This is a genomic window from Parageobacillus sp. VR-IP (genome assembly GCF_013357975.1).
In the GTDB taxonomy this organism is placed as follows: Bacteria; Bacillota; Bacilli; order Bacillales; family Anoxybacillaceae; genus Saccharococcus; species Saccharococcus caldoxylosilyticus.
Genome location: NZ_JABVYQ010000001.1, coordinates 20,417 through 46,070, shown reverse-complemented (window position 1 = coordinate 46,070; position 25,654 = coordinate 20,417). Strand labels below are relative to the sequence as shown.

The 25,654-nt window shown below is 42.3% G+C and carries 32 protein-coding genes and 2 pseudogenes; 5 read left to right on the top strand and 29 right to left on the bottom strand.

Annotated features, from left to right (window positions below):
* Positions 1-56 precede the first annotated feature (56 nt).
* The 18 genes from HT574_RS00365 to HT574_RS00285 form a co-directional block, all read right to left on the bottom strand.
* The gene (locus HT574_RS00365; protein ID WP_175243062.1) at positions 57-839 is read right to left on the bottom strand and encodes a sulfite exporter TauE/SafE family protein; all 783 of its coding nucleotides are present in this window, start codon (positions 837-839) and stop codon (positions 57-59) included.
* 63 nt (positions 840-902) lie between these two features.
* Positions 903-1,130, bottom strand: coding sequence for a sulfurtransferase TusA family protein (locus HT574_RS00360; RefSeq protein WP_175243061.1), 228 nt, complete (start codon positions 1,128-1,130; stop codon positions 903-905).
* Positions 1,131-1,149: 19 nt separating this feature from the next.
* The gene (locus HT574_RS00355; RefSeq protein WP_175243060.1) at positions 1,150-2,286 is read right to left on the bottom strand and encodes an MBL fold metallo-hydrolase; all 1,137 of its coding nucleotides are present in this window, start codon (positions 2,284-2,286) and stop codon (positions 1,150-1,152) included.
* Between the two features lie 46 nt (positions 2,287-2,332).
* Positions 2,333-2,902, bottom strand: a complete 570-nt coding sequence (locus HT574_RS00350; protein WP_175243059.1) for a sulfurtransferase TusA family protein — start codon at positions 2,900-2,902, stop codon at positions 2,333-2,335.
* 27 nt (positions 2,903-2,929) lie between these two features.
* Entirely contained in the window at positions 2,930-3,226 is a 297-nt protein-coding gene (locus HT574_RS00345) for a rhodanese-like domain-containing protein (RefSeq protein ID WP_175243739.1), read from the bottom strand.
* Between the two features lie 19 nt (positions 3,227-3,245).
* Positions 3,246-3,611 carry a rhodanese-like domain-containing protein gene (locus HT574_RS00340; RefSeq protein ID WP_175243058.1) on the bottom strand — a complete coding sequence of 122 codons (366 nt, stop codon included), beginning with the start codon at positions 3,609-3,611 and terminating at the stop codon, positions 3,246-3,248.
* 12 nt (positions 3,612-3,623) lie between these two features.
* Positions 3,624-4,106, bottom strand: a complete 483-nt coding sequence (locus HT574_RS00335; protein WP_175243057.1) for a DsrE/DsrF/DrsH-like family protein — start codon at positions 4,104-4,106, stop codon at positions 3,624-3,626.
* 54 nt (positions 4,107-4,160) lie between these two features.
* Positions 4,161-4,388 (bottom strand): sulfurtransferase TusA family protein, encoded by a 228-nt coding sequence (locus HT574_RS00330; protein ID WP_061580314.1) that lies wholly within the window; start codon positions 4,386-4,388, stop codon positions 4,161-4,163.
* 90 nt (positions 4,389-4,478) lie between these two features.
* Positions 4,479-4,739 (bottom strand): metal-sensitive transcriptional regulator, encoded by a 261-nt coding sequence (locus HT574_RS00325; RefSeq protein ID WP_012749266.1) that lies wholly within the window; start codon positions 4,737-4,739, stop codon positions 4,479-4,481.
* Positions 4,706-5,116: a sulfurtransferase gene (locus tag HT574_RS00320; RefSeq protein ID WP_175243056.1), complete on the bottom strand. Its 411-nt coding sequence runs from the start codon at positions 5,114-5,116 to the stop codon at positions 4,706-4,708. Before HT574_RS00320 ends, HT574_RS00325 begins: the two co-directional genes overlap by 34 nt.
* A gap of 124 nt (positions 5,117-5,240) precedes the next feature.
* A complete protein-coding gene (locus tag HT574_RS00315) occupies positions 5,241-5,807 on the bottom strand; it encodes a class I SAM-dependent methyltransferase (protein WP_175243055.1) in 567 nt (188 codons plus the stop codon).
* A gap of 309 nt (positions 5,808-6,116) precedes the next feature.
* Positions 6,117-6,350, bottom strand: coding sequence for a glutaredoxin family protein (locus tag HT574_RS00310; RefSeq protein WP_017436631.1), 234 nt, complete (start codon positions 6,348-6,350; stop codon positions 6,117-6,119).
* 13 nt (positions 6,351-6,363) lie between these two features.
* Positions 6,364-6,753 (bottom strand): DsrE/DsrF/DrsH-like family protein, encoded by a 390-nt coding sequence (locus tag HT574_RS00305; RefSeq protein ID WP_175243054.1) that lies wholly within the window; start codon positions 6,751-6,753, stop codon positions 6,364-6,366.
* Positions 6,754-6,908: 155 nt separating this feature from the next.
* A complete protein-coding gene (gene cydS / locus HT574_RS20375; RefSeq protein ID WP_017436629.1) occupies positions 6,909-7,007 on the bottom strand; it encodes a cytochrome bd oxidase small subunit CydS family protein in 99 nt (32 codons plus the stop codon).
* Between the two features lie 12 nt (positions 7,008-7,019).
* Positions 7,020-8,033: a cytochrome d ubiquinol oxidase subunit II gene (locus HT574_RS00300; protein ID WP_175243053.1), complete on the bottom strand. Its 1,014-nt coding sequence runs from the start codon at positions 8,031-8,033 to the stop codon at positions 7,020-7,022.
* Positions 8,030-9,379: a cytochrome ubiquinol oxidase subunit I gene (locus HT574_RS00295; protein WP_175243052.1), complete on the bottom strand. Its 1,350-nt coding sequence runs from the start codon at positions 9,377-9,379 to the stop codon at positions 8,030-8,032. The genes HT574_RS00300 and HT574_RS00295 overlap by 4 nt, the downstream gene beginning before the upstream one ends.
* Before the next feature lie 333 nt (positions 9,380-9,712).
* Positions 9,713-10,090 carry a YidH family protein gene (locus HT574_RS00290; RefSeq protein WP_175243051.1) on the bottom strand — a complete coding sequence of 126 codons (378 nt, stop codon included), beginning with the start codon at positions 10,088-10,090 and terminating at the stop codon, positions 9,713-9,715.
* A 250-nt stretch (positions 10,091-10,340) separates the two neighbouring features.
* A complete protein-coding gene (locus HT574_RS00285) occupies positions 10,341-11,762 on the bottom strand; it encodes a SpoVR family protein (RefSeq protein WP_175243050.1) in 1,422 nt (473 codons plus the stop codon).
* A 408-nt stretch (positions 11,763-12,170) separates the two neighbouring features.
* Between HT574_RS00285 and HT574_RS00280 the strand changes: the two genes are divergently transcribed.
* Positions 12,171-12,767: a DedA family protein gene (locus tag HT574_RS00280; protein ID WP_175243049.1), complete on the top strand. Its 597-nt coding sequence runs from the start codon at positions 12,171-12,173 to the stop codon at positions 12,765-12,767.
* Between the two features lie 27 nt (positions 12,768-12,794).
* Here HT574_RS00280 and HT574_RS00275 read toward each other — a convergent pair whose 3' ends face one another.
* Positions 12,795-13,034, bottom strand: coding sequence for an MFS transporter (locus HT574_RS00275; RefSeq protein WP_175243048.1), 240 nt, complete (start codon positions 13,032-13,034; stop codon positions 12,795-12,797).
* A gap of 183 nt (positions 13,035-13,217) precedes the next feature.
* Here HT574_RS00275 and HT574_RS00270 point away from each other — a divergent pair, with 183 nt between their 5' ends.
* Complete coding sequence (locus tag HT574_RS00270; protein ID WP_017436621.1) at positions 13,218-13,475, top strand: YhdB family protein; 258 nt, start codon at positions 13,218-13,220, stop codon at positions 13,473-13,475.
* An 80-nt stretch (positions 13,476-13,555) separates the two neighbouring features.
* Here the strand turns inward: HT574_RS00270 and HT574_RS00265 are convergent, their stop codons facing one another.
* The 8 genes from HT574_RS00265 to HT574_RS00230 form a co-directional block, all read right to left on the bottom strand.
* The gene (locus HT574_RS00265) at positions 13,556-14,779 is read right to left on the bottom strand and encodes an MFS transporter (RefSeq protein WP_175243047.1); all 1,224 of its coding nucleotides are present in this window, start codon (positions 14,777-14,779) and stop codon (positions 13,556-13,558) included.
* Entirely contained in the window at positions 14,776-15,303 is a 528-nt protein-coding gene (locus HT574_RS00260) for an NADPH-dependent FMN reductase (RefSeq protein WP_175243046.1), read from the bottom strand. The genes HT574_RS00265 and HT574_RS00260 overlap by 4 nt, the downstream gene beginning before the upstream one ends.
* Before the next feature lie 118 nt (positions 15,304-15,421).
* Positions 15,422-16,060, bottom strand: a complete 639-nt coding sequence (locus tag HT574_RS00255; protein WP_175243045.1) for a response regulator — start codon at positions 16,058-16,060, stop codon at positions 15,422-15,424.
* Positions 16,060-17,193: a GAF domain-containing sensor histidine kinase gene (locus tag HT574_RS00250; RefSeq protein WP_175243044.1), complete on the bottom strand. Its 1,134-nt coding sequence runs from the start codon at positions 17,191-17,193 to the stop codon at positions 16,060-16,062. Before HT574_RS00250 ends, HT574_RS00255 begins: the two co-directional genes overlap by 1 nt.
* Positions 17,194-17,261: 68 nt before the next feature.
* Positions 17,262-17,984 (bottom strand): SDR family oxidoreductase, encoded by a 723-nt coding sequence (locus HT574_RS00245; protein WP_175243043.1) that lies wholly within the window; start codon positions 17,982-17,984, stop codon positions 17,262-17,264.
* A 39-nt stretch (positions 17,985-18,023) separates the two neighbouring features.
* The gene (locus tag HT574_RS00240; RefSeq protein WP_175243042.1) at positions 18,024-19,772 is read right to left on the bottom strand and encodes a phospho-sugar mutase; all 1,749 of its coding nucleotides are present in this window, start codon (positions 19,770-19,772) and stop codon (positions 18,024-18,026) included.
* A gap of 112 nt (positions 19,773-19,884) precedes the next feature.
* Positions 19,885-20,295 (bottom strand): CBS domain-containing protein, encoded by a 411-nt coding sequence (locus HT574_RS00235; protein ID WP_175243738.1) that lies wholly within the window; start codon positions 20,293-20,295, stop codon positions 19,885-19,887.
* Between the two features lie 145 nt (positions 20,296-20,440).
* Entirely contained in the window at positions 20,441-22,129 is a 1,689-nt protein-coding gene (locus HT574_RS00230; protein ID WP_175243041.1) for a glycoside hydrolase family 13 protein, read from the bottom strand.
* Between the two features lie 156 nt (positions 22,130-22,285).
* On the opposite strand from HT574_RS00230, the pseudogene HT574_RS00225 reads away from it, so the two are divergent.
* Positions 22,286-22,588, top strand: a pseudogene (locus tag HT574_RS00225) (disulfide oxidoreductase); the annotation flags it as partial.
* Positions 22,584-22,790 (top strand): annotated as a pseudogene (locus HT574_RS00220) (thioredoxin family protein); the annotation flags it as partial. The pseudogenes HT574_RS00225 and HT574_RS00220, both read left to right, overlap by 5 nt.
* A gap of 37 nt (positions 22,791-22,827) precedes the next feature.
* Here HT574_RS00220 and HT574_RS00215 read toward each other — a convergent pair.
* Positions 22,828-23,226, bottom strand: a complete 399-nt coding sequence (locus HT574_RS00215; protein WP_175243039.1) for a YhcU family protein — start codon at positions 23,224-23,226, stop codon at positions 22,828-22,830.
* Between the two features lie 135 nt (positions 23,227-23,361).
* Here HT574_RS00215 and HT574_RS00210 point away from each other — a divergent pair, with 135 nt between their 5' ends.
* Positions 23,362-24,270 carry an RluA family pseudouridine synthase gene (locus tag HT574_RS00210; protein ID WP_175243737.1) on the top strand — a complete coding sequence of 303 codons (909 nt, stop codon included), beginning with the start codon at positions 23,362-23,364 and terminating at the stop codon, positions 24,268-24,270.
* A 35-nt stretch (positions 24,271-24,305) separates the two neighbouring features.
* Here the strand turns inward: HT574_RS00210 and HT574_RS00205 are convergent, their stop codons facing one another.
* Positions 24,306-25,652 (bottom strand): hemolysin family protein, encoded by a 1,347-nt coding sequence (locus HT574_RS00205; RefSeq protein ID WP_017436608.1) that lies wholly within the window; start codon positions 25,650-25,652, stop codon positions 24,306-24,308.
* Positions 25,653-25,654 lie beyond the last annotated feature (2 nt).

Below are 25,654 nucleotides of genomic sequence, written 5' to 3'. Positions count from 1 at the left end.
CTATTCGTGAAAATGAAATGATGGAAATAAAACGCAGTTCATACTTGCAAGACGAATTATAAAATATCAGCCCAAATTTTTACGGCCGTCGCTAAAATTAACCCTGCTAAAATAACTTGTAATACTTTTGTGTTCATTTTTTGCCCCATTTTTGCTCCTAAAGGAGAGGCGATTAAGCTGGCAACAACCATGATGATGGAAGGAATCAGTTCCACTTGACCCGTTGTGATTTTTCCAAACGCCGAACCAATGGATGAAATAAACGTAATCGCCAGCGAGGAGGCAATCGTCATTCGTGTTGGAATCTTTAACACAACAAGCATAATCGGCGCTAGTAAAAACGCTCCCGCTGCGCCAACGACCCCTGAACCAATTCCAATGACAAGCGCTAATGCAGCGGCCAGCCATTTGTTAAAAGTCACTTGACCGCTTGGAATATCGTCAATGCCTCTTTTCGGAACAAACATCATGACAGCAGCCAATGCGGCGAGAATACCATACACGACATTAATCGTTCCTTCGCTCATCATTTTCGAACCGAACCCACCAAGAAAACTGCCGATCAAAATACTAATCCCCATATAAAGAATTAACGTTTTATTTAAATAACCGCTTTTTCGATATGCCAAAACGCCGCCAATCGTCGCAAATAACACTTCGACCGCACTAATTCCTGACACTTCATGGGCGCTAAACGAAGCAAGCCCAAATAGCGGCGGAAGATAAAGCAACATCGGATATTTAATAATGGCCCCTCCAATGCCAACCATGCCAGAAATAAACGAACCGATAAAACCAATGAGGAAAATCACGATGATGAAATTCAACGTCACTTCCATCAATACATTACCCCTTTTGACTTTTCGAAAACTAGGGGGTACTTTATACGTACCCCCGAACGATTATTTTCTTTTAACCCAAAATTTCCATACACCATTTTCTTCTTTATAATCGACTAGCCCATGACCGCTCACGTTTATCCAAGCAGTTAGATCATTTTTTGCTCCTTGATCCGTCGTTTCGATTTCAAGTATTTGACCCGGTGTCAATTCATCGATAGCCTTTTTTGCCTTCACAACGATCATGGCACAAGATAATCCTTTTGTATCGACGACCTTATTCCCATTCATTTTCTCAACTTCCTTCAAATTAACGGGTATGATGCAGCGCGCAACGGTTTGGACCGATTTCAAGTTCTTGTTGTTGTTCCATGCCGACCGCTTTTAGCCCGCGGTTGATTGCCACGATGTCTTCAAAGTTTGGCGGTGTCTCTGTGTTTGCGTTTTGAACAACAATATCGATAAATTCTTGTTTTTGCTTATGCTGCATCATTTCGTTGCGGGCGCGAATATTGCCTAATGTGTCGCCGATATATCCCGCTTTGTTCATTTCTTCATCCAAATTAGAGTAATGGGCAGGCAGAACGATTACATCATCCGCAATCACAGCCACTTTTTCGTATACCGTGTCATACAAATCCGCGGCCCATTCCGCCGCTTTTCCGCCTAAATCCGGGCGTCCGAGTCCGCCGACAAAAATCGTATCTCCAGAGAAAAGCAGTTGATTGTTTACGAAGAAGGAAACACTTCCCGGCGTATGTCCTGGCGTTTTTACCGCCAATACTTCTAATTGTACTTGCGCAAAATCAATGCGGTCATGTTTCTCAAGCGGTTCGAAATCAAACACCGCTCCTTCGCTTTTCATCAAGTAATATGTCGCACCTGTACGTTCCGCCAGCACTTTTCCGCCAGAAATATGATCTGCATGTAAATGGGAATCGACGATATGCGTAATCGCTGCTCCTTCTTCTTGCGCGACTTGTTCATATACATCAATAAACCGCGATGGATCAACGACAAGCGCTTCTTTTCCGGAAATCACCATATAAGAGAGGCACCCTTTTCCGACACGAATGAATTGATATACTTTCATCTTGTCATCTTCATATACTTTTGCTCTGTGAAGATGTTCGCTCCATGCTTTCATGCCGCCAGCAAGCGTATAAATATTGTTAAACCCTGCCTCTACTAATTGTTCTGCCACAAACGCCGCTGAACCGCCTTTGGCGCAAACGACGACAACCTCTTTGTCTTTTGGGAGGCGTTCGACAACCGAATCTACACCATCAATCAACTCAAAGTATGGAACATTAATATATTCAAAGTTCTCCCCTTCAATTTTCCAATCATGAAAATCGCTTTTATTGCGTACGTCGAAAATAACGAGATGTTCTTTATTTAATACTTTTTCTGTCAATGTTTGCACCGTCATTTCTTTTACCGCCATTTTTATACCCCCTATAGTATATTTTGCCTTTTAAAAAACCGCTCAATCATAATTGAGCTGTATCAAGCGGTCCTTCCCATTTCGACATGCCTGGAACGACATTCCATACATTAGCAAATCCTTTTTCGGTTAATTTTTGCGCCGCTAAATTGCTGCGCGTCCCAGTACGGCAAACAACATAAATCGTTTTATCCTTTGGCAGCTCATTGATGCGGTCTTCTAATTCTCCAAGCGGAATCGAAACCGCTCCTGGGATATGCCCGAACGCATACTCCGCCGGTTCACGGACATCTACAATGACCACAGAATCATCATTTATTTTTTCCGCCAGCTGCTCGTTGGAAATCACATGAGGATATGTTGCTTCGCCTTTTGTCTCATGGTCACTTGCTTTACGAATATAATGTTTTAACACGTTTCCTTCCTCGATCGTTCCCAAATATTGATGGCCGGTACTTTCCGCCCATGCTTTGATATCAGCTCTCGAACCTTTATCGGTTGCCTGTACTTCGAGCACTTGTCCTGGTTGTAACTCACTGATCGCTTTTTTTGCTTTTACAATCGGCATTGGGCAAGATAACCCCTTTGCGTCAACTGTCATGTTTACTCGAATCATGCTGCATTCCTCCTTTTGCCGTTTTATTTATTCTACAGGTCCTTCCCATTCCAACATGCCGCCAGTCATATTGATCACATGATATCCATGGCTTTCCAACAGCTGTGCTGCACGTCCGCTTCTTCCTCCCGAACGGCAAACAAGGATATATTCCTTGTTTTTATCCAGCTCATGCATGCGAAATTCAAGCAATCCTAACGGAATATTGATCGCACCAGGGATTTTCCCGGTCGCCACTTCCTCCGCTTCACGAACATCGATAATGTTCAGCTGTTTTCCTTCTTGAAAAAGTTTTTCTACTTCTTTTGTCGTTAATTGTTTCATCAACGCTCCCCTCCTTTTTTTATGACCAAGCGTTCATTCCGCCTTTTACGTTCGTTACGTGTGCGAATCCCAGCTTCTTCAATAGTCTGCTGGCTTTTGTGCTTCGCATTCCACTTTGGCAAATTACAATCACTTCTTTTTCCTTGGATAATTCATTCGCGCGTTTTGGCAATTCATGAAGCGGAATATTTTTAAATCCGCGAATATGGTTCGCACGAAATTCCACGGGAGTACGTACATCCACATACTGCACATCTTTTTTTTCTAACTCTTTCTTTAGCTCTGTTGTCGTAATCATCCGTACCCCTCGCGGTGGAATGACGCGACTTGTAATAAACCAAGCGAGCAATAGGAATAAAACGATATTCATTACTGTTTGTGTCATTCGTAATCACCTTTAAATGAATAAGTTTATGTTACCTTCTGACGCATCCGCCAAATACGTTGCCACTCCGGCAAACTCAATGCCATCGATCAATTCTTCTGGTTTCAGCCCTAATAAATCAACGGTCATTTGACACGCGACTAATTTAACCCCTTGCTCTTTTGCCATTTCGATTAATTGTGGCAGCGGCATCGCGTTATGCTTTTTTATAACGTGTTTGATTAATTTTGGTCCGATGCCGCCAAAGTTCATGCGTGAAAGCCCCATGCGATCCGCTCCACGCGGCATCATTTTGGCAAACATTTTTTCCAAAAACCCTTTTTTCACCGAAATATGCCCGTCTTTTCGCAATGCGTTTAATCCCCAAAACGTATGGAAAATCGTGACGTCATGGTCATAAGCGGCGGCACCGTTCGCAATGATGTAAGCCGCCATCGCTTTATCATAGTCGCCGCTAAATAAAATAATTGTTGTTTTTTTCTTTTGTTTCGGCATTAAGTTCCCCCTCTATATACATATACTTATATAGGTATATGAACAACTAAAAAATTACCCTTTTTGAATCCAAAACGTAAATACGCCATTTTCTTCTTTCATATCAATAACCGTATGGCCGCTTGCTTTCGCCCATGCCGGCAAGTCGCTTTTCGATCCTTTATCGGTCGTTTGAATTTCGAGCACTTGTCCTGATGTTAATTCATCCATCGCTTTTTTCGCTTTTACAACCGGCATTGGACAAGCTAATCCCTTCGCATCTAATACTTTATTTACATTCATGATGGATAACCTCCTTGTTATTTTACTATTACCCCTATAGGTATATTAGTATGGATAAAAGAATGTGTCAACCCTTTTTGAAGAGTTGACTTATCTGCTTTTTACTAATAGCTCTACTGCCTCTTTGACTAAATGTTCCGTTTTTTCCCCTTTTTCCATGCTTTCGCGGAGACAATTTTCTAAATTGGTGCTTACAATGACCGCAATGGCGCGATCGATCGCATTGCGTGCCGCCGATAACTGCGCGACAACACTTTTGCAGTCTTTTCCTTGTTCCATCATGCTAAGAACACCTTTCACTTGTCCTTCAATCCGTCTTAAGCGGTTTTTGATTTCTTTATTGTATTCCATTTTTCATTTCCCCTTTCTCGACAAGGACAATGGATGATTGAATAGCTTTGTACGTCAAAACCGTGACGGCGCAAAAAACGTATGCCTAAATTTTTTTCGATTTCATTGTTTGCGATAATATGAAGCGATTTGCTCGGAATAGTAGAAAAATGCCGTTTTAAATAAGCATACGGAATATGAAGCGAATTAGCAATAGGCGGTTCTGTCGCTTCATTATAATCACGAATATCTAAAACAATCATATCCTTGATTCGTTCATCGGCTATATCTATACATGGAACATTGTTTACCGGATAATAACGGCGATACAATGCCATAAATAATAAACCGAAAATAATCAGGCCAATGATATACAAACGGCGATCACCTCGATCCATTACTATTATCCCTGCTTATTATATACCCTAATAGGTATATTAGCAACTGTTTTATTTTAACAATATATGGATGAATGATGTATCGTTCATCATCCCGACATGTATTGAGACAACCGCTGTTGCCTCAATACGTTAGCAATATGCCGTATACGGTTGGATGAAAGGAGAAAAATTCCGCATTCTGGTGTTTTGTTTTCATATATTCCAACAATTGTTGAGAAGGAATTCTCTCATGAAGCGGCGGCCCCATTTCGCTTTCCACCGCTTCCCATTCAATGATCAGAAATTTTCCGTTCGGTTTCATCACCCGTTCGATCTCAGCAAGCACTGCGTCATGATCATCTACTTCATGAAACACAAACGACATGAGTCCTTTGTCCACTGATTGTGCAGGCAAAGATGTATTAGATATATCTCCTAGTATATATTCGATATTATCCACTTGTTCTTTTTCTGCGTGTTTCTTTAAAAATTCCAACATTTCTCGTTGTACATCCACCGCATATACTTTTTCTTTCGTCTTTTTCGCCATTGGCACGGTAAAATACCCATTGCCGGCTCCTAAATCAGCAATGACATCTTGTGTTCCGATTTGCAATATCTCTATCACCCTTTCTGGATCAATGATTTCTTTTCGCTTCGGATCTAATAATTTTTCCGCCTTTTCTGGGTGAAAACGATGCCCTGCCATTCATAAATCCTCCTGTACTCTTTTTTTAATGGTTATTATAATCAAAAAGCTTCGGAATCCATAATCCGAAGCTTTTTCTTGCTGATGCATTTTTAGCAAACCGCACGACGGTTTGGATCGCTTTCCATTCCCCGTTGTTCTTTATCTGGTTGAAATTTTTCTATATTCGTTTGACGCACTCTCAATCGTATATGCTTCTTTCCTTCCGTTTCCAATCGCCGAATTCCTCTTTGTTGCGTACATCCAAAATAAATCGTTTCACACCGCTTGGAAACGGGTTCTTTTACAGGAATTACGTCCCGTGCCTCATTAACGCTGCAACAATTGCATGATGGCGTCCGGGTCAAAGCCAATTACCCATTGGCCATCAATTTCGATTTGTGGAACTCCGATTTGCCCCGTTGTTTCAACAAGTTTCCGCGCCGCGGCAGGATCCCGCTGCACGTTTACTTCTTCAAACGGAACGCCTTGTTCACGTAAAAAGTTTTTCACCATTACACAATACGGACATGTCGTTGTTGTATATACCGTAACTCGTTTCATTTTCATCCCTCCACTAGAACGTCAACGTAATGTCGGCGTCTTTCGCAAAGTTTAAAAATGTGGCCGCTCCAGCGACTTCAATTCCATCGACAAATTGATCTTTGTCAAGACCCATGACGTCCATCGTCATTTGGCATGCAACCAGTTTCACACCTAATTCTTGCGCCATTTTTACAAGCTCTTCGATTGACGGAACATTCGCTTTTTGAAATCCTTCTTGAAGATGCTCTTTTCCTTCTGGAAGCGGTAAGTTTTTATGTGCTTCTTTATGAATGAGATTCAACCCTTCAAACGTGAAAAAAATGCCTACTTCTGCCTCTGATGCCGCTGCCGCTGTGGCAATATTGAATACTTTGTATGCGTCAAATAAACTACCGTTAGCTGCGATAATCGCTACTTTCATCAAGAATTCCTCCTCGTTTTTTCTCGATCATAGTTTTTACAAAACAAAATATTTTATTTACATATACATGTATGGGTATATAACCTAGTCTTTATAGTAATCGATTTTTCCATAAATGTCAACTAACAAATATAAAAAATGCCGAGCAGGAAGCCCTACTCGACCTGTTTGTCTTTCAATCCGGCCCAAAACGCGGCAACCACAGACAACGCCACAATAAGAATTGGTGCATACATAATAAGAAATGTTTGCATGTTATGCTCCTCCTATAATTGTCCTTTTACATATTTTTTGTTGAATAAAAACAATCGCATTAACAAATACAGCGATGGAATTAATAACAACAAACCGGCGATAAACGCGATAATAAGCGCGATCGCCATTGTTTGATTCGTAAATCCGTCGTAAATCGTTAAGTATGGGTACAACAAATATGGATAGTGAGAAATGCCGTATGCGTAAAACGCGAACGCATATTGCAGCAGCAAGCTAATAAACGCCCAGCCAAAATGTCTCTTTTTCCAAAGCAAATAAACGGTCAACACGAAAAACAGAAATGATATGGCAAACATCCAAGCAATATTGAACATGTTGCTATAATGCTCCGGATTATGATGCCGCAGCTGATAAATGATGAGGAGCGCCGATAAAATCGTTGGTCCGCTCCAACTTAGCGCATATTTCCGCAGCAATTCGCGCGCCTGCATATCCCCCGTTTCATTAGCGTAATATGTTAGAAATGTAGCGGAAATATAGAGAACGCTCGTAATGCTTAACAACACAATACTCCAAGTAAGCGGACTGATAAACAGCTCTTTATATAATAAAGTGAGTTTTTCCCCGCTTTTCTCCACAAATCCCCCTTCCGAAATCGTCAGCACAATCGATAGTGACGCCGGAATAAACAGCCCCGTTAGCCCGTAGGCAAACAAATACCAATTTCTTTCCGTCCCGCCATACGTATGAAACGCATAATACGACCCGCGGATCGCCAAAAGCACAATGGCAATGCTGGCAGGAACGAGCAAAATCGAGCCGTAATAATAGGCCGTTTTCGGGAAAAAGCCGACGATGCCGACGAAGAAAAAGACGAGAAACACGTTCGTCACTTCCCATATCGGGGAAAGATAGCGCTGGATAATTTTATGTAAAATATGCTTTTTCTTGGCAAAATCGCTGTATGCGCTGAAAAATCCAGCACCAAAGTCAATTGAGGCGACTATAACGTATCCGAACAAAAACAGCCATAAAACAGAAATGCCAACAATCTCCAACGTCATTCCGCCATCACCTCCTGCTGGCTCGAACGTTCCACCAATTCCCGTTTGACCGGGTTTTTGCGGAACATGTTAATCAGCACCGCCGCACTCGCGATTCCTAAAATAAGATACAAGATCGAAAATAAAATGAGCATCGTATCGACATACGCTGACGATGTCGCCGCTTCCGCCGTTTTCATATAACCGCGCAAAATCCACGGCTGCCGGCCGACTTCGGCAAGATACCATCCCGCTTCAATCGCCAGCATCGAAAGTGGACCGGAGGCTACCAACAAACCGAAAAACCATTTTTTCTCGACAAACTTCCACTTAAATATTTTTCCAAGCCAATAAACCGCCGCTACAACGGTGAGAAACACGCCAAGCGTCACCATTAAATCAAATAAATAGTGAATGTAAAGCGGGGGCGTTTCCTCCTTCGGAAATTCGTTTAATCCTTTTACTTCCGCGGCGGGATGATTATGCGCCAAAATGCTTAATGCGTTTGGAATTATCAGCGCATTTTTTATATTGTTGTTTTCATCAAGTGTCCCGAACAAGACAAGCGGCGCATGGGTGCTCGTTTCAAAGTGCCATTCCGCCGCCGCTAATTTTTCCGGCTGGTACTCGGCTAAAAACTTGCCGGATAAATCGCCGACAAGTGCACTTGCAAGTGAAAAAATCAAAGCTGTTTTCATCGTTAAATGTAGTGCTTTTTTGTGATAAATATGGCGGTTGCCTCGCATTAAATGCCAAGCGGCGATGGACGCCAAGACAAAAGCACAAGTCATATAGGCTGTCGCCAAGACGTGCGCCACTTTCGTCGGCGTCGCTGGATTAAACATTGCCACAAGCGGCTCGATATTCGTGATGGCTCCGTTTTTCAATTCAAAACCTTGCGGAGTATTCATAAACGCGTTTACCATCGTAATAAACATTGCCGATGCCGAAGAACCGATGGCAACCGGAATGAGCAGCAACAAATGTTTCTTCTGATTTTCAAATCGATCCCACGTATATAAATAAATGCCAAGGAAAATCGCTTCAAGAAAGAAGGCAAACGTCTCCATAAACAGTGGCAGACTGATGACTTGACCTGCAAGTTGCATAAAGTTCGGCCATAATAACGACAGCTGCAATCCGATCGCCGTTCCCGTCACAACGCCGACGGCTACCGTAACGACGAAGCCGCGCGTCCATCTCCGCGCCAGCAAAATGTAATGTTCATCGTTTTTGCGGATGCCCACCCATTGAGCAATCGCAATCATTAACGGGACGCCGACGCCGATCGTTGCATAAATAATATGGAACGTCAGCGTCAGTTCCGTAAGCACTCGGCTAAACAGAACTGGATCATATTCCCACATCGCAATATCCCCCTTTTATGAAAACAATCTGCCGGCCATCGACAGAAGCATAACCACCGCAACAAGAAAACTAACCATCACAAGCCATTTTTCTTGGCGTTTCCACACATTTTTTCCTCCTTTGATTCCTCTTGCTCTTATTTATTTATTTTGTCAACAATTATAATAAAAAACTTTGACAAGATACCGAGTTTGTGATGTTTTTCACAAATTTATCATGATTAATAGGGTTATAAATGTAAAAATGTTTTATACCATAAAATTTTTTATCCATTATGCTTATGGATCCCAAAAATAAAATGGTTACCACCGATAATGATGATAACCATTTTCTTATGCTTTATACAAAGAAACAAAAAAATAATAACCAAACAACAGTGTGACAAATAACACTAAAAGTGCTAAAAACCAAATAAGAAAACGAGCGGTACGAAATGTTTGTTCATTAATTTGTCTTGCTTTTTGGAAATAGCTAATAGTGGCAAAAACAACCGTACACACTCCCGTTACGACAGACAACGTTCCAATCATTTGCACTGCCATGTTGGATAAAGAATGATGGGACGATTTGATATGCAAGTTAATGATAAGAAATCCAATTCCTGTTATAGCGATAGCCGTTCGAATCCACGCTAAAAACGTACGTTCATTGGCGAGATGCTGTTGAATATATTTGGAATCCTCCGTTGGTGCTTGCGCTTTCTCCTTCATTTCCCACACACCTTTCTTCCGTAAACATTGTTGACAAATAAAAACCCCCTATAGTATACTAACCTTTCCATCAAGCTGTCTACTATAAGGGGATGGGAAGGCAATTATAATCAATCGACATTCCCGATTTGCACTTCGATTGTATAGTGGAACAAATTCCTTTTCTCCTTTCTTGGCCACTGTTGCTGTTTTTTATTGTATACAAACAAATAAAAAAAGCTGCCTTCAAAGCAGCTCTATGTCACACGGATTATATATATTTCCGATGCACTGTTTTTCCATCATACGTAAATAATATAGGCTTCTCTTCCACCACCGTTTCCATATGAACAGGACGCCCCCATAGCTGATAAATATACGGAAGCACTTTTTCTAAATATTTAATGTCTAATTCGATCCCTTCGTACCAATGCTTTAAATATAGTTCGCCATTGCGCATGTAATCTCCGTCATTGACCGTAATGTACGGAAACCCGCCATTGACCCGCATGCTCACGAGCTGATCGCGAACATGCTCCCAGCTTTTATCAACAATTTTATACTCTTTTCCTTGCTTTTGGAATAAATACATATCTTCGCGCATTACTAACTCTTTCGTTAAATAATTGCGCAAAAACGAAATATCGGATTCCAATTCGCGCACTTCGAAAATTTTTTCGCGGCCCGATCCCGGCTTCACCCCACGTTTTTTCATTTCCTCCGTTGGGTTGTTCCAACGCTCTTCAATGTCTTCAAAAATTTTCAATCCTAAATAGTACGGATTAATTCCTGTGCGCGACGGTTGTACAACATTCGCGTTTAATTTCGCAAATTCAATCGCCTCGTCGCTTGTTAAGTCCATTTCCCGCAAAATGCGCTGATGCCAATACGTCGCCCAGCCTTCATTCATGATTTTCGTCTCAAGCTGCGGCCAGAAATAGAGCATTTCTTCGCGCATCATCGTTAAAATATCACGCTGCCAGTCTTCCAATTCACGGCTATACTCCTCAATAAACAACAATACGTCTTTTTCCGGCTGCGGCGGAAACTTCCTGCGCTTTTTGCGCGGAGGCGGAGCTGGGCGATCTTTTTCATCAAGACTCCATAAATCGTCATATGGCGTCGCTCTTTTTGGCGGTTCTTCCTCTTCATATACTTCCGTATCTTCCCACGTCCACGATAGTTTTGGACGAAGCAGTGACGGGTCGATATGTTCTTGAATCGCCAATACCGCATCTAAAAACTTTTCTACTTCCAATTTTCCATATTGATGTTCGTAATGTTTGATTCTCTCGGCGGTCGCTGCCATGCTTTCGACCATATCGCGCTTTGTATTGCTAAAGCGCACATTATTTTTAAAAAAGTCGCTATGCGCCAGCACATGAGCGACAATTAGTTTGTTTTGGATTAACGTATTCGTATCTAACAAAAACGCATAACACGGGTCAGAATTAATCACCAACTCATAAATTTTGCTTAACCCCAAATCGTAATGCAGCTTCATTTTATAAAACTGCTTGCCAAAGCTCCAGTGGGAAAACCTTGTGGGCATGCCATACGCACCAAACGTATAAATAATATCCGCTGGGCAAATTTCATAACGCATCGGATAAAAGTCCAACCCAAATCCTTCGGCAATTTCCGTAATCTCAGCAATCGCCCGTTCCAACTCCTTTAACTCATCTTGTCGCATGCACATCTCCTCCCCTTTTCCTCTTATCACAATGTATGAGAAAACAGGAGTTTTGATACGTATAAGTCCGTTTCATATTTCTATATCTTGCCTCATGGGAAATCCATATTGCCGGTAAATCTGATTTAGATGGAATATACTCCTGGAGACTATGGCGAGGTAGTAAAAGGAAAACAATACAGGGTATATTGCGGTATTTTAGCTGCAGCACGCAAAATGAAAGAGCTAGGCATTATTATTGATACTCGAACAAAACATATATCATTCATTTTCCTTGGATGGACAAAAATGCAATTTCCCTTCAACACATGCATTGTTTTATAATGAACATTAGCGAATAATGAAGCCCTTTCATTTTCTGCTTATTCGCTTTGCTCGCGACTAAATTCATTAAAGCGTGGTGGTACAGTGGAGCATTATTTGCATTATTTTATCAACCATTTTGGCTATATTGGCATCATGATTGTACTTATGTTAGGTATTGTCGGCATGCCCATTCCCGACGAACTTCTGCTCACCTATGTCGGTTACCGCATTTCTGTCGGTTCTCTGTCCTATCCTATTGCTTTTATTTGCAGCTTTTTTGGCGCTACTATCGGTATTTCCATTAGCTACTGCTTAGGAGTCTTATTAGGTTTGCCATTCTTGCGGAAATTTGGCCCAAAAATACATATTACGGAAAAACGAATGGAGCAAACAAAAACATTATTTGCCAAACTAGGACCTTCCGTGCTGTTTATTTGCTACTTTATCCCTGGCATCCGCCATGTTGCCGCCTTTTTAGCTGGCGCGAACGCATATGACTGGAAAAAATTTATGGTGTATGCTTATAGCGGAGCATTTGTATGGATTTTTACCTTTCTTGCCATTGGCAATTATTTGGGGGAAAACTGGATCAAAATTAAACAATATATGGATTCGTACCGCTCTTTTTTCGCCCTTTTCTTTATTTTTCTCGTTGTCCTGCTGACGTTATACTGGTACTACCAGCAGAAAAAGAAATAAAACACCGGCGTTTAGCAGCCGGTGTTTTTACATACTTTTTTTCGTATTTCTATATGTTTCCGTTAAAATCCCCATAAACGTTCCAAAGCCGAACATAAACATCGAAGCGCCAATAATTCCTAAACTTACAATAGTAAGGAAAAAGTCTTTGTTGTAACCGATTGCAACAAAACTTAACAAAAACAAGGAAAATCCGACAATCAATCCTACAGCAGCGATCATTTTACACATTTGCGTAATCTCTTTCCCCTCGTGCCGTTCTTTCATTTTCACCATCCCCTTACTTTGAGGATACTGTTTTTGTCATAAAATTGCAACATTTATTTTTACTTTTCCCCGCTTATTTCAGTTATAATTTATTTTTTACCTACCTGCGTAACATTGACAGTGTAAAAAAAGTTCGAGCATCATACACTAACAATAACTCCTTCGCTAAAGGAGGCATGCTTATTGAACACGATTGATTATGATAAAGCGTTGTATTACACGCACCGTTCCGAATGGGATAACTTGCTTATTTTAATGGTGCGCACGCAAGATGACTTGCTTTCGAAAAAAATCGAGAAGTTTCTTCACGCTTACAACTTCGAACATGATTACTCCGTGATTCAGGAGCGATTGACGTCTTTGCTCCGCTACATCGACCATGCTCTTGAAGTAAGCGAACCAAAAACAGAAGCAGAGCAGTACGCATGCTTCTATTCGTAAATAAAAAACGGGGAATTGGTCCGGTCCAATTCCCCATTACATATCATATCGGCCTCCCGCCAATGTATAAAAAATCCCTTTTATCCCATGGATGTCAGATGAACTTGCTCTTTTTTCACTGATTCCCCTGTCTTTAGCACCAATACCCCGGAAATGATAAGCAATCCGCTTAATACAGCATATGGAATCAGGACATGCTGTAATGACACAAGACCAGTAAATACGCTTAACAAAGCGGAACGAATAAGAAAACCGAGCGCTCGAAACAAACCATCCACCCTTCCGATTTTCTCATTAGGAATTCGTTCCATCATTAGTGAATTACGAGCCACCCTTGTACCCGCATTACCAAACGCCGTAAGGCTTACAAGCACATAAAATATCCACATGTTTTTTACAAATAGAAACATGGTCATCGCCATCGCATACATAAAGACGGTGATGGTGATGCTTACTTTGGTTCCGACTTTCCTTAGCCACAACGGCACTACCGCCCCTGCGAGTGCGGCCCCGATTCCGTATACCATGCTTTGGATTCCGTATACCGAACTATCTTCCTTTAAGACATCGACAATATAAATCGGGTGAAGGTAATTGGTCATCATCACACCAATGAAGGGCATGAGCGAAGCGAACAAAAACCAAAATAGCAGCGGCTGAGCTTTCATATAATGGTATCCTTCGGTCATTTTCACCCAAAATGAATATGTTTTTCCATTTCTGAAAGAACGTTGATATGGGATAAAGAAAAAGCAAATAATCGCTACTGCATACGTGCACGCATCTAGCCATAAAATCCAGTAAAGCGGCACTTTCGTAAGAAGCAGGCTTGCCGCTCCGCCGGAAATGACGGTGGCTAATTGCCCTTGAATCTCCATAATCCCATTCAACATTTTGTATTGATCAGGGTGAAATACTTCCTGGCTAAATGCAAATAGCGTCGGATAAAAGAGAAAATAATATAGAGAGCCGCTGGCAAATAAAAACACTAAATGCCATACATGATACTTCATTTCTGCCATTCCGTACAGGGCAAACATAGCGGCGATCACCAATCCTATCGCCTCACCAAACACCAACATGACTTTGCGGGAAATTTGATCAATCCACATTCCGACATACGGTGTCAATAAAAACATAATGATCGTCATCGCTGTGGACATGTAGCCAAACCACATTGCTCCATCAGGCTTTTGCACGAGCATCCAAGGAACCACCATCATCGTGATTCCTGTTCCAACGGAAGAGAACAGATTAGCAACGAGCAACAAATATAACCGGCGGTCGCGATACAGGCTGCTCATAGCTTCTCCCTCCACCACTTGGCTGCGTTGATATAACGCTGCAGTTCGGAAAAGATAGCATCCACCTGTAAAGCTGCCGACTTCGTTAAATGATCACCAGCAAAACTAGGAGGATCTAAAACCAGCTGCTTAGGAATGGCATTCGCATGCAGGCTGCGCATCACCGTCCGCATATTGTTTAAGGCATTGATACCACCCTTTCCTCCCCCTGCTACCGCAATAAGAGCAACTGGCTTGTGTTCAAATTGGTCGCTGCTTAAAAAATCAAGAGCGTTTTTTAACGCTCCACTCATGGCGCCGTGATACTCAGGTGAGCAAAGTATAATGCCAGCTGCTTTTTGCATTTGCTGACGCAGATGAAGGACGCTGGGCAATTCTTCTTGGCTTGCCTCCCCGTTATATAGCGGGATCACTTCTTTACTCAAATCAATAAGCTGAGCCCTGTATTGCCTTGCAATATGTCTGGCGACGATTCCCGTTCTCCCCGATTTGCGTGGGCTCCCGTTTACGACCACGATATGCATATCATTTCTCTCCTTTGCTCCTTTGTGTTTCTAATTATAATGTAATCAAAGAAAAGGTTTCTTTCGTCGGCAAATCGGGGGAGCGTTGCGTCCGAAAATAGTAGAAGCCGCGATACAACTAAAGTCTGAGATGTTTTACGGCATAGAGTGCCGCTTGGGTACGATCCGCAAGATTTAACTTCGCAAGTATATTGGATACATGCGTTTTGACCGTTTTTTCCGTAATCATCAATGCTGCGGCAATCTCTTTATTGCTTTTTCCTTTCGCTATTTCAGCAAGTACTTCTTTTTCCCGCTTCGTCAACGTTTCAATAAGTTGCTTCTCACGATCTCCACCTTTTGATAAGTGAGTCATTAAATGAGCAGTGATTTTTGGATGAAGCTGATTTTCACCTCGGTACACAGATATAATCGCTTGTACTAACTGATCTGGTTCCACATCCTTCAATTGATACCCCGACGCGCCGGCACGAATGGCGGGAATAACATGGTCAACATCGGAAAAGCTAGTTAAAATGAGAATTTTCACGTGCGGAAATATTTCCTTTATTTTTTTCGTGGCTTCCACTCCATCCATAACCGGCATGACCAAATCCATTAACACGACATCTGGCTGCAGCTCTTTTACCTGTTCCACCGCTTCTTCGCCATTGGCTGCTTCACCGACTACATTGATTTCCTTTTGCGTGTTGAGGAAAAAAACTAATCCTCGCCGAACAACATGATGGTCATCCACAATAAGCACTTTGATCCCCATTATCCTCTCCCCTTTTTCAACGGAATGATGATATCAATCGTCGTTCCTTCTCCAACAGAACTTTCGATATGAATTTCGCCATTTAATGATGCGACCCTTTCTTTCATGCTATTTAAGCCGAGAGAAAAAGGCTGGCCATCAGCCTTGGAAAATCCGCATCCCTCATCATGGACCTTCATATGGATATGGTGCTTTTGGACGTGGATGGCAATATCCACCTCGGACACTCCCGCATGTTTTTTGCAGTTATTCAATGCTTCTTGCCCCACACGCCATAAACACTCTTCGACTTCGTTAGGTAAATCCATTAGTCCGTTAATCTCCACGTTTACTTTTAATCCGAGCATATCTCCGTAATGCTGAAAGGCATTGGCTAGTCCATGTTCCAAACCGTACGGACGAAGCTGCCAAATAAGCGTCCGCATTTCCTGAAGGGCTTCCTGCGCTAATTGTTGAATGTATGCGAACATATCTTTTATCGTTTTATCTTCCGTCATTTCCTTTGCGCCGCGTGCCGTCAACTGCAGCGAAAATAATAATTGGCTCACTGAATCGTGCAAATCTCTCGCCAAGCGGTTACGTTCTGCAATTAACGCGAGTTTTTGTTCATTTTCAGCAAGCTTGATTCGCTTTATTGCTGTCCCGATTTGATAAGCAACCGCTTCTAATAATGCCAGTTCCTTATTGGAAAAGCTCGTTTTATGCGGAGCAGCTACATTGAGCACCCCAAATTTTTCGTCCCCTGCACGAAGGGGAATGCTCGCATGGTGGGTGACGCCATTGGCATCTCCCCATTTCTCTTCGATTGCCTTTCCAAGCCGTTTGCATTCAATAACGTTCGCAGCCCGCTGCAGCCGCCCATCTCTGTACCGTTCCAAACACCAACAATCCCCTTCGCACATCAGCTTTTTGTTCTCTCTTGCCAGGGCTGAAGGCAATTGATAGTCGGCAACAAGAGAGTATCCTTCTTTAGAATCAACGAAAAAAATCCAGCCGCATTGCAATTCCATCACTTGTATTAATTCCTTTAATACGGTCTGCAGCATTTCCTTTACATCATTGCACTGATTCAACGTTTCCGCAATAGATTTTAACGTCAGCAATTCTTGAATATCCTGCTTCTCTCTGTCCATCGAATTTCCTCCTCGCCCAAATTGTATAGAAAAAGACAACGCCGACATCGGCATTGTCTTTTTTTCGCTTATGCAATAGGATATTGCTGAATTAGCGGATGAAGGATAATCTCATCAATAAGCATATGTTTTGGAGCGCTTGCCATATACACGATTGCTTGAGCGACATCTTCGGCTTTTAGCCAATCGCGTTTTTCTGGAACGCCTTGGATGGAATTAGCAAAGTACGTATCAACCATTCCTGGGTTAATCGTGCCAACGCGAATGCCGTACTTTCTTACTTCCTGCGCAAGCGAACCAGAAAATCCTTGAACAGCGTATTTGGTCGCGGTGTATGCCGCACCGTTCGGAATCGTGTAACGGCCGACATCGGAAGAAACGGTAATAATCGTTCCTGATTTTCTTTCTTTCATATGCGGAAGCACGGCTTTTACCCCGATAAACACGCCTTGAACATTGATGGCAAAGATGCGCTCCCATTCTTCCACGGTCGTCTCTTCCACTTCCTTAAAAAATCCGATTCCTGCGTTGTTAACGAGAATATCGATTTGCCCAAATGCTTCTAATACTTCTATAACCATCTTTTGCATTTGTTGTTCATTGGAAACGTCCACTTGGAACGCCTTCACATAAGAAAATCCTTTCTCTTTTAGCTCTTTTTCCGTTTCATAAACCCCTTCAGAACTTCCCGTCAGCGCCAATTTTGCTCCTTGCTCCGCTAATTGAAACGCAACGGCTTTTCCGATTCCGCGAGAAGCTCCTGTGACAATCGCTACTTGGTTTGTTAACATATAGAATTATCCTTTCTGTATGTGTCTGTTCGTTTATGATTAAGATAGCGAAGCAGTGCGAAGAAGGTCATGAACTCGTTTCATCACTGCGTTAGAAAGGCGATTTAATTTTTCTTCACTATCAGCTAATGACTTTCCTTTCACGCCAAAATACACTTTAATTTTTGGCTCCGTTCCCGAAGGACGCAAGCAAAACCATGAATTGTCCTCCAATACATACTTTAATACGTTGGAAGTTGGAAGCGTAATCACTGTTTTTTCGCCCATCAATGTATGGATCCGTTCTTTCGTTTTATAATCCTCGATCACGGTTACCCTTTTTCCGTCTACTTCTGTCGGAGGTTCATTGCGGAATGATGTTAAAATCGCTTGAATGGTTTCTGCTCCTTTTTTTCCTTTTAACGTTAATGACTGCTGTCCTTCACGATAATAGCCGTATCGGTCAAACAAGTGTATTAATCCTTCATATAAAGACATACCCTGTTTTTTATAAAATGCGCATACTTCCGCGGCCAATACGGCTGCTTGCACCGCATCTTTGTCGCGGACAAAATCGCCGATTAAATAGCCGTAGCTTTCCTCATAACCAAATTGGAACGTATATTGCCCCGTTTGCTCATATTCTTTGATTTTTTCGCCGATAAATTTAAATCCGGTTAATGTATCCACCGTCTCTAGGCCAAACGATTGCGCAATCGCGCGTCCGAATTCCGAGGTGACAATCGTTTTTAGCACCACGCCGTTTTCCGGCAATATTTCTTTTTCTTTTCTTTGCGATAGTAAATAGTGCAACAGCAAAGCGCCCGTTTGGTTTCCGGTAAGCACTATATATTCGCCTTGATCATTTTTGACGGCAACTCCCAACCGGTCGGCGTCAGGATCTGTTGCAATTAACAAGTCAGCATTAACTTTTTTGCCGAGCTCTATTGCTAAGACAAATGCTGCGTGTTCTTCCGGATTTGGCGAGGCTACGGTAGAGAAATTCGGATCAGGCTGTTCTTGCTCTTTGACGACAAACACATTACGATATCCAAGTTCCTTTAAGGCACGACGGACCGGTTTGTTGGATGTGCCGTGAAGCGGTGTGAAAACAATGTTAATATCGACTTCTTCCGCCAGCTTCGGTTGAAGAGAGATTGTTTTTACAGCGTCAATATAAGCATTGTCCACTTCTTCGCCGATAATTTGAATGAGCCCTTTTTCTTTTAAAATCGCTTCATCCTCAACGTGGATATCAAGTTCATTTGCCACTTCATTGACGTATCGAATTACCGCATCTGCCGTATCCGGAGGAAGTTGCCCCCCGTCTTCGCCGTACACTTTATATCCATTATATTCCGGTGGATTATGGCTGGCGGTAATGACAATGCCGGAAAATGCGTGCAAATAGCGAACAGCAAACGAAAGCTCCGGCGTCGGCCGCAGTTCATCAAATATATACGTTTGAATGCCATGAGTGGCCAACGTTTTCGCCGCTTCCATCGCAAAATCCCGAGACTTATGCCGCGAATCATAAGCAATGACCACACCGCGTTTTTTCGCTTCTTCGCCAAAGGACTCTATGTATCGCGCCAACCCTTCCGATGCTTTCCTTACGGTATATATGTTCATCCGATTTGTTCCGGGACCAATTTCTCCGCGCATGCCACCGGTGCCAAATTCTAAATTTTTATAAAAACCATCCTCAAGCCACTTTAGATCGTCTTGGCGGTCTTGTAATAAACGCTTTAATTCTCCGTCTAGCTGCTCGTATGCCATCCATTGCTCATATTTGCTTTTCCAATCCACCCGACATCCCTCCGATATTAATACGTTCATTTTTATGTATTCGTTATCATCATACAATATACTTCCAAAAAGAAAAAGGATGTCTCGAAAAAAGAGACATCCTTCCTTTTCTTTATCCTTGTGGCTGCGATGGCTCTGAAATGTTTGTCAATGCCTGCTCCGCCGCATCATTAGCAGCGCTGTTCGTCGCAATGTCACCTAAAGCGACGATACCTTGGAGCTGATTGTTTTCCACAATCGGCAAACGGCGGACCTGATGCTGCGCCATCACGTTTGCTGCCTCTTGCACGCTCATATCCGGTGTCCCGGTAATCACGCGATTGGTCATTACTTCCGATACAGGAGTGGAAGCTGGGTCTTTTCCTTGCGACGACGTACGCAACGTAATGTCACGGTCGGTAATCATCCCTTTTACTTGCCCGTTTTCCACTACTGGAAGCGCACCAATATTTTTTTGGCTCATGATTTGTGCAGCTTCTTGCACCGTTTGGTTTGGAGAAACAGTTGCCACGTTTTTCGTCATAATGTGTTGAACTTTGTTTCCGCTATTATTGTTGTTCAATGTGATCCTCCCCTTTCACCGATTATTGTGGCCGACTTTTGGGAGGATATAGGTAGAAAATAATGTTTGCATCGCTTTGTATTGGCATCGAAAAAAAGAAATGTTTTTATGACAAACGGAGTTTATACACGCGCGCTTCCCATGGGCGCAAATGAATTTTTTTCAGCCCTTCTGTTTCGTCTACATCGTAATTGCTGATGAGCAGTTCTTTTGTTTTGTAGGTGATATCATCCGGAAGCCGGAAAACAGGATTTTTTCCAGAAAAATTCGTAATCACAATCAGTTTTTCATTTCCCAGTGTACGTGTATATGCGTAAATATACGGGTCATCTTCTAAAATTAAGTCATATGTTCCATAGACAATAATGTCATGTTGCTTGCGAAGTTGAATTAACTTTTTATAATAGTGAAATACTGAGTTTGGATCAGCAAGGGCCGCCTTCACATTAATTTCCTTATAATTTGGATTCACGCGAATCCATGGCGTTCCCGTCGTAAATCCTGCATGTCCGCTGTCATCCCACTGCATCGGCGTGCGCGCGTTATCGCGTCCTTTATAATAAATTTTTTCCATTACTTTTTGCGGATCTTCGCCGTATTCTTCCACATGCTCTTTATACATGTTTAACGTTTCAATATCCCGATAGTCTTCAATCGACGGGAAGCGCACATTTGTCATTCCGATCTCTTCTCCTTGGTAAATATACGGGGTTCCTTGCATCATATGGAGAAACGTAGCCAGCATTTTTGCGGATTCCACCCGATATTTGCCGTCATCGCCAAAACGCGAAACAGCGCGCGGCTGATCGTGATTGTTTAAGTAAAGGCTGTTCCATCCTCTTCCTTCTAGTTCTTTTTGCCATTTTGTCATCGTTTTTTTCAAATCGGCCAACGACCATGGACGAATATCCCATTTTCCCCCAGGTCCTGAATCTAAACCAACATGCTCGAATTGAAACACCATGTTTAATTCATGGCGGGATGGATCCGTATATAAAATGCCTTCTTTCGGGGTCACCCCTGGCGTTTCTCCCACCGTCATAATATCGTACTTTGACAACACTTCCCGATTCATCTCCTGCAAAAATTCATGAACGCGCGGACCGTTCATATAATATCGGCTTCCCGAAGCGTATTTTTTCCCTTTTTGCGGTTCGCCGTCCGGTAATCCTGGCACTTTGGAAATCATGTTAATGACGTCCATTCGGAAGCCATCGACGCCTTTGTCAAGCCAAAATTTCATCATCTCATACACTTCGCGGCGCACTTTCGGATTTTCCCAGTTTAAATCAGGCTGTTTTTTGGAAAAAAGATGCAAATAATATTCTCCCGTCGTTTCATCATATTCCCAAGCTGAACCGCCAAAACACGACTCCCAATTATTCGGTTCCTTTCCATTTTTCCCAGGCCGCCAAATATAATAATCGCGATACGGATTGTCTTTTGACTTTCTTGCTTCGATAAACCACGGGTGCTCATCTGAGGTATGATTAACGACTAAATCCATCACTAGCTTAATCCCTCGTTTGTGCATTTCCTCAAGCATTTCTTCCCAATCTTCCATCGTGCCAAATTCATCCATAATGTCCCGATAATCGCTTATATCGTATCCGTTGTCATCATTTGGCGATTTATATACCGGAGATAGCCATACCACATCCACGCCAAGTTCTTTTAAATAGTCAAGTTTAGCGATAATACCGCGGATATCGCCAATGCCATCCCCGTTGGAATCGTAAAAACTGCGTGGATAGATTTGATATACGACCGCTTCTTTCCACCATGCACGTTCCAATTCTCTCACTCCTATATCAGTTTGCGAAAACGATTGCACATTCATATTGTACTACAAAATAAACGGAGCAGCGATTCATTTTAAATTTTATATTCCCTCTTCTGTTCAAGATAATGAAACTGGTAAGTAAACATGGAGCAATAAGGAGTCCTAGAAATGAAGGATAACAAAAACTTGAAAAATGTTCTAGTTAGCGCATGGGTTATTTCATTGATCGCCACATTAGGTAGCTTTTACTTTTCGGAAATTTTAAAATTTATTCCTTACGATCTTTGCTGGTTTCAGCGCATTTTTATGTATCCTCAGGTGGCTTTATTAGGGATCGCTGTGATTCGCAAAGAATACGGCATCGCTCGCTATAGCCTGGCGCTGTCGGTCATTAGCGGGACGATTTACTATCTTTTTCAAAAAATTCCGTTTTCCCAAAGTCATTCCATTTCCTGTGGCCGTATTCCTTGTCCCTTTGGCAAAACAAATAGGGATTGACTTAAAAATGTTTAATTTGCTGGAATTCGAAGAGGGATGGGATAAGTATCATATTGGCGGAACACCAACGATTGTTCACTATGAAAACGGAAAAGAAGCAAAACGAATTGAAGGCTATGATGAAAAAGCAGTTTTCCAAGACTGGTTTTCTTCCCTTCCCCATCACAAAAAATAAAGGAACTTGGCCAGCAAACGGCAAGCTCCTTTTCCATTTACATTAACCATTTGCTCGATGAAGGAAAATACGCACTGCACGGATAGCGTCTTTTGTTCGCAAACTGCTCAATCATAAACGGAAATGTAATGCCGTACCGCCTAAGAATGTCGATATTTCGTTCAAATAAATAACGGTACCGCTCATAATCGCCGTTTTCCCCTATATATTCAATGATCGTAATCAATGATTGCAGAGCTGAAATGATTTGAAACGCTTCCTTCATCGTTCCATTATATGTAATATGTTCTCCATCAGGCAAAAGAATCCGCAATTTTTCAAACTCTTCAATCTGTTCGTCGGCAAAATAATATGGAAAAACGTTTGTGTAAAAATAACGAACTAAATAATTCATATATTCTTCCTGTTCCTCTGTTACGGCGTAAACGACTTTCATGTTCATACCACCTTTTCTCACCATAACACTTGCGTTCTATACACATAAAACGATACTATGAGTGTATCATATAGAATGCATCCATAGAGATAGAAAGTGTTTCCACCGCTATTGAAAATCTGGAGTGAAGTCATGATGTGGTCGAAAAAAGGTGACTGGCTGGAATGTGTCATTCCGTCTTTTTGGCAGGGACTCACCATTGAAATGCTGCTAAAAGAAGTCTGGTATGCATCGAAAAAATTTGCCCACCAGCTACGCATGGAAAAAGGAATCAAGCTCAACGGAAAAGAAGTATCATGGCAAACGCCATTACAAGAAAAGGACCGCCTTCAGCTGCACCTTTATAATCCTGAACCTTCCACCATTCTTCCTGAGTATCGGGAACTTTCTGTTTTATGGGAGGATGAGCATCTGCTCATTATTAATAAAGACGCCGGCATCGATATCCATCCCTCCGAACCTTCGCAAACCGGGACATTAGCGAATGCTGTGGCCTTTCATTTACAATCGCAAGGAATTTTAACAAAAATCCGGCACATTCATCGGCTTGACCGCGATACATCAGGAACGATTTTGTTTGCCAAACATATGCTTGCCGGAACAACGCTTGACCGCATGTTGGCAAAACGTGAAATTAAACGGACATACGTAGCGCTCGTCCATGGGATCATAAAAAAGCGAATCGGCACGATATCCGCGCCGATTGGGCGCGACCGTCATCACCCGACAAGACGGCGCGTCTCTAAAACAGGGGCAAAGGCGGTAACGCACTACCGCGTCTTACATACGTTTCCTAATGAACAAACATCGCTCGTAGAGCTTTCCCTGGATACCGGACGCACCCATCAAATTCGCGTCCATATGAGTTACATTGGTCATCCGTTGGTCGGAGATGTATTGTACGGCGGAAGGGAGACATTCCATCGCCAAGCTTTGCATGCGGTGAAATTAACGTTTTTCCATCCTTTTATCAATGAACCGGTTTCCTGCCTCGCCCCTGCTGATGACTTTCCCGTTGATCTCACACCGTTTTATCATCATTAGCAAAAAAGGCAGACGTCCTGCACCTGACGTCTGCCTTACAAATGCAATTCCTCTTTTTCATTCAATTCCTCATCTGCCGCCTGCTCTTCTTTCTTCTGTTTCACCACTTCTACCGTCTTCACATGGTGTCCATCCATTTCCTTTACGGTAAACAAATAATCATCAATTTCCACGCTGTCGCCTGCTTTAATATCATAATGCTTCGTTAAAATCCAGCCGCCGATCGTATCGACATCATCATCATCAATCGAAAGACCAAACAAATCATTTACCTCACTGATCAGCACTTTTCCATCAATAATCGTATGCGTTTCATCTATCTTTTGAATCAATGGAATTTCATCCACATCAAATTCGTCTTGAATTTCGCCGACGATTTCTTCTAAAATATCCTCGACCGTGACAAGCCCTGATGTACCACCGTATTCATCGACTAAAATCGCCATATGGATGCGCTCTTTCTGCATTTTGACCAGTAAATCATGAATAGCAATCGATTCGATCACTTGAATAATGGGGCGGATATAGTCTTTCATCTGTTTTTCTTCTGACGGATTTGTCACCAAGTCCGTAAACACTTCTTTAACGTTAATCAGCCCTAACACATGGTCTTTATCGCCATCAATAACCGGGTAGCGCGTATATTTTTCTTCCTTGATGATTTCCAAATTCTCTTTTACGCTTTTGTTGATATCCAAGGCGACTATTTCTTTGCGCGGCACCATAATTTCTTTCGCCACGCGATCGTCAAAGCGAAAAATATTATTGACATAGCGGTACTCCGACTGGTTAATTTCGCCACTTTTATAACTTTCCGATAAAATCAGGCGCAGCTCTTCTTGAGAATGAGCGAGGTCGTGCTCTGATGCGGGTTGCAGCCCAAACAGTTTCGTGACGAAGCGGGATGCGGAGTTTAACGTCCAAATAATTGGATACATCACCTTATAAAAGAAAATGAGCGGCTGCGCCGTGAATAACGCAAGCGACTCCGCTTTATGAATAGCGAACGTTTTCGGAGCCAACTCTCCAAGTACTACTTCAAGAAAAGTAATCAACGAAAATGCGATCACAAAAGATAACACTTGTGCAATCGAATCCGACAAATGGAGACGTTCAAACAGCGGCGTTAATATATGCTCTACAGTTGGTTCACCAAGCCAACCAAGAGCTAATGAAGTAATGGTAATACCTAATTGAGTAGCAGATAAATAACCGTCAAGGTTGGAAATAACCTTTTTGGCAGCAATCGCTCGTTTATTTCCTTCACTCACTAGCTGATCAATGCGCGAGCTGCGAACTTTGACAATCGCAAATTCTGAAGCTACAAAAAAAGCGGTACATGCAATAAGCACTGCCACTAAAAATAAACTGGCTATATCCAACT

What these genes read in the sequence shown, in the direction of transcription:
- HT574_RS00355 (WP_175243060.1), bottom strand. Translation starts at nt 2,286, where the DNA reads ATGGCGGTAAAAGAAATGACGGTGCAAACATTGACAGAAAAAGTATTA.
- HT574_RS00325 (WP_012749266.1), bottom strand. Translation starts at nt 4,739, where the DNA reads ATGGAATACAATAAAGAAATCAAAAACCGCTTAAGACGGATTGAAGGA.
- HT574_RS00335 (WP_175243057.1), bottom strand. Translation starts at nt 4,106, where the DNA reads ATGCCGAAACAAAAGAAAAAAACAACAATTATTTTATTTAGCGGCGAC.
- HT574_RS00315 (WP_175243055.1), bottom strand. Translation starts at nt 5,807, where the DNA reads ATGGCAGGGCATCGTTTTCACCCAGAAAAGGCGGAAAAATTATTAGAT.
- HT574_RS00215 (WP_175243039.1), bottom strand. Translation starts at nt 23,226, where the DNA reads ATGAAAGTCGTTTACGCCGTAACAGAGGAACAGGAAGAATATATGAAT.
- HT574_RS00245 (WP_175243043.1), bottom strand. Translation starts at nt 17,984, where the DNA reads ATGTTAACAAACCAAGTAGCGATTGTCACAGGAGCTTCTCGCGGAATC.
- HT574_RS00300 (WP_175243053.1), bottom strand. Translation starts at nt 8,033, where the DNA reads ATGACGTTGGAGATTGTTGGCATTTCTGTTTTATGGCTGTTTTTGTTC.
- HT574_RS00320 (WP_175243056.1), bottom strand. Translation starts at nt 5,116, where the DNA reads ATGGATCGAGGTGATCGCCGTTTGTATATCATTGGCCTGATTATTTTC.
- HT574_RS00360 (WP_175243061.1), bottom strand. Translation starts at nt 1,130, where the DNA reads ATGAATGGGAATAAGGTCGTCGATACAAAAGGATTATCTTGTGCCATG.
- HT574_RS00275 (WP_175243048.1), bottom strand. Translation starts at nt 13,034, where the DNA reads ATGAAAGAACGGCACGAGGGGAAAGAGATTACGCAAATGTGTAAAATG.
- HT574_RS00350 (WP_175243059.1), bottom strand. Translation starts at nt 2,902, where the DNA reads ATGATTCGAGTAAACATGACAGTTGACGCAAAGGGGTTATCTTGCCCA.
- HT574_RS00235 (WP_175243738.1), bottom strand. Translation starts at nt 20,295, where the DNA reads ATGACGAAAAACGTGGCAACTGTTTCTCCAAACCAAACGGTGCAAGAA.
- HT574_RS00210 (WP_175243737.1), top strand. Translation starts at nt 23,362, where the DNA reads ATGTGGTCGAAAAAAGGTGACTGGCTGGAATGTGTCATTCCGTCTTTT.
- HT574_RS00260 (WP_175243046.1), bottom strand. Translation starts at nt 15,303, where the DNA reads ATGCATATCGTGGTCGTAAACGGGAGCCCACGCAAATCGGGGAGAACG.
- HT574_RS00255 (WP_175243045.1), bottom strand. Translation starts at nt 16,060, where the DNA reads ATGGGGATCAAAGTGCTTATTGTGGATGACCATCATGTTGTTCGGCGA.
- HT574_RS00330 (WP_061580314.1), bottom strand. Translation starts at nt 4,388, where the DNA reads ATGAATGTAAATAAAGTATTAGATGCGAAGGGATTAGCTTGTCCAATG.
- HT574_RS00340 (WP_175243058.1), bottom strand. Translation starts at nt 3,611, where the DNA reads ATGACACAAACAGTAATGAATATCGTTTTATTCCTATTGCTCGCTTGG.
- HT574_RS00305 (WP_175243054.1), bottom strand. Translation starts at nt 6,753, where the DNA reads ATGAAAGTAGCGATTATCGCAGCTAACGGTAGTTTATTTGACGCATAC.
- cydS (WP_017436629.1), bottom strand. Translation starts at nt 7,007, where the DNA reads ATGCAAACATTTCTTATTATGTATGCACCAATTCTTATTGTGGCGTTG.
- HT574_RS00345 (WP_175243739.1), bottom strand. Translation starts at nt 3,226, where the DNA reads ATGAAACAATTAACGACAAAAGAAGTAGAAAAACTTTTTCAAGAAGGA.
- HT574_RS00310 (WP_017436631.1), bottom strand. Translation starts at nt 6,350, where the DNA reads ATGAAACGAGTTACGGTATATACAACAACGACATGTCCGTATTGTGTA.
- HT574_RS00265 (WP_175243047.1), bottom strand. Translation starts at nt 14,779, where the DNA reads ATGAGCAGCCTGTATCGCGACCGCCGGTTATATTTGTTGCTCGTTGCT.
- HT574_RS00250 (WP_175243044.1), bottom strand. Translation starts at nt 17,193, where the DNA reads ATGGACAGAGAGAAGCAGGATATTCAAGAATTGCTGACGTTAAAATCT.
- HT574_RS00295 (WP_175243052.1), bottom strand. Translation starts at nt 9,379, where the DNA reads ATGTGGGAATATGATCCAGTTCTGTTTAGCCGAGTGCTTACGGAACTG.
- HT574_RS00365 (WP_175243062.1), bottom strand. Translation starts at nt 839, where the DNA reads ATGGAAGTGACGTTGAATTTCATCATCGTGATTTTCCTCATTGGTTTT.
- HT574_RS00285 (WP_175243050.1), bottom strand. Translation starts at nt 11,762, where the DNA reads ATGCGACAAGATGAGTTAAAGGAGTTGGAACGGGCGATTGCTGAGATT.
- HT574_RS00290 (WP_175243051.1), bottom strand. Translation starts at nt 10,090, where the DNA reads ATGAAGGAGAAAGCGCAAGCACCAACGGAGGATTCCAAATATATTCAA.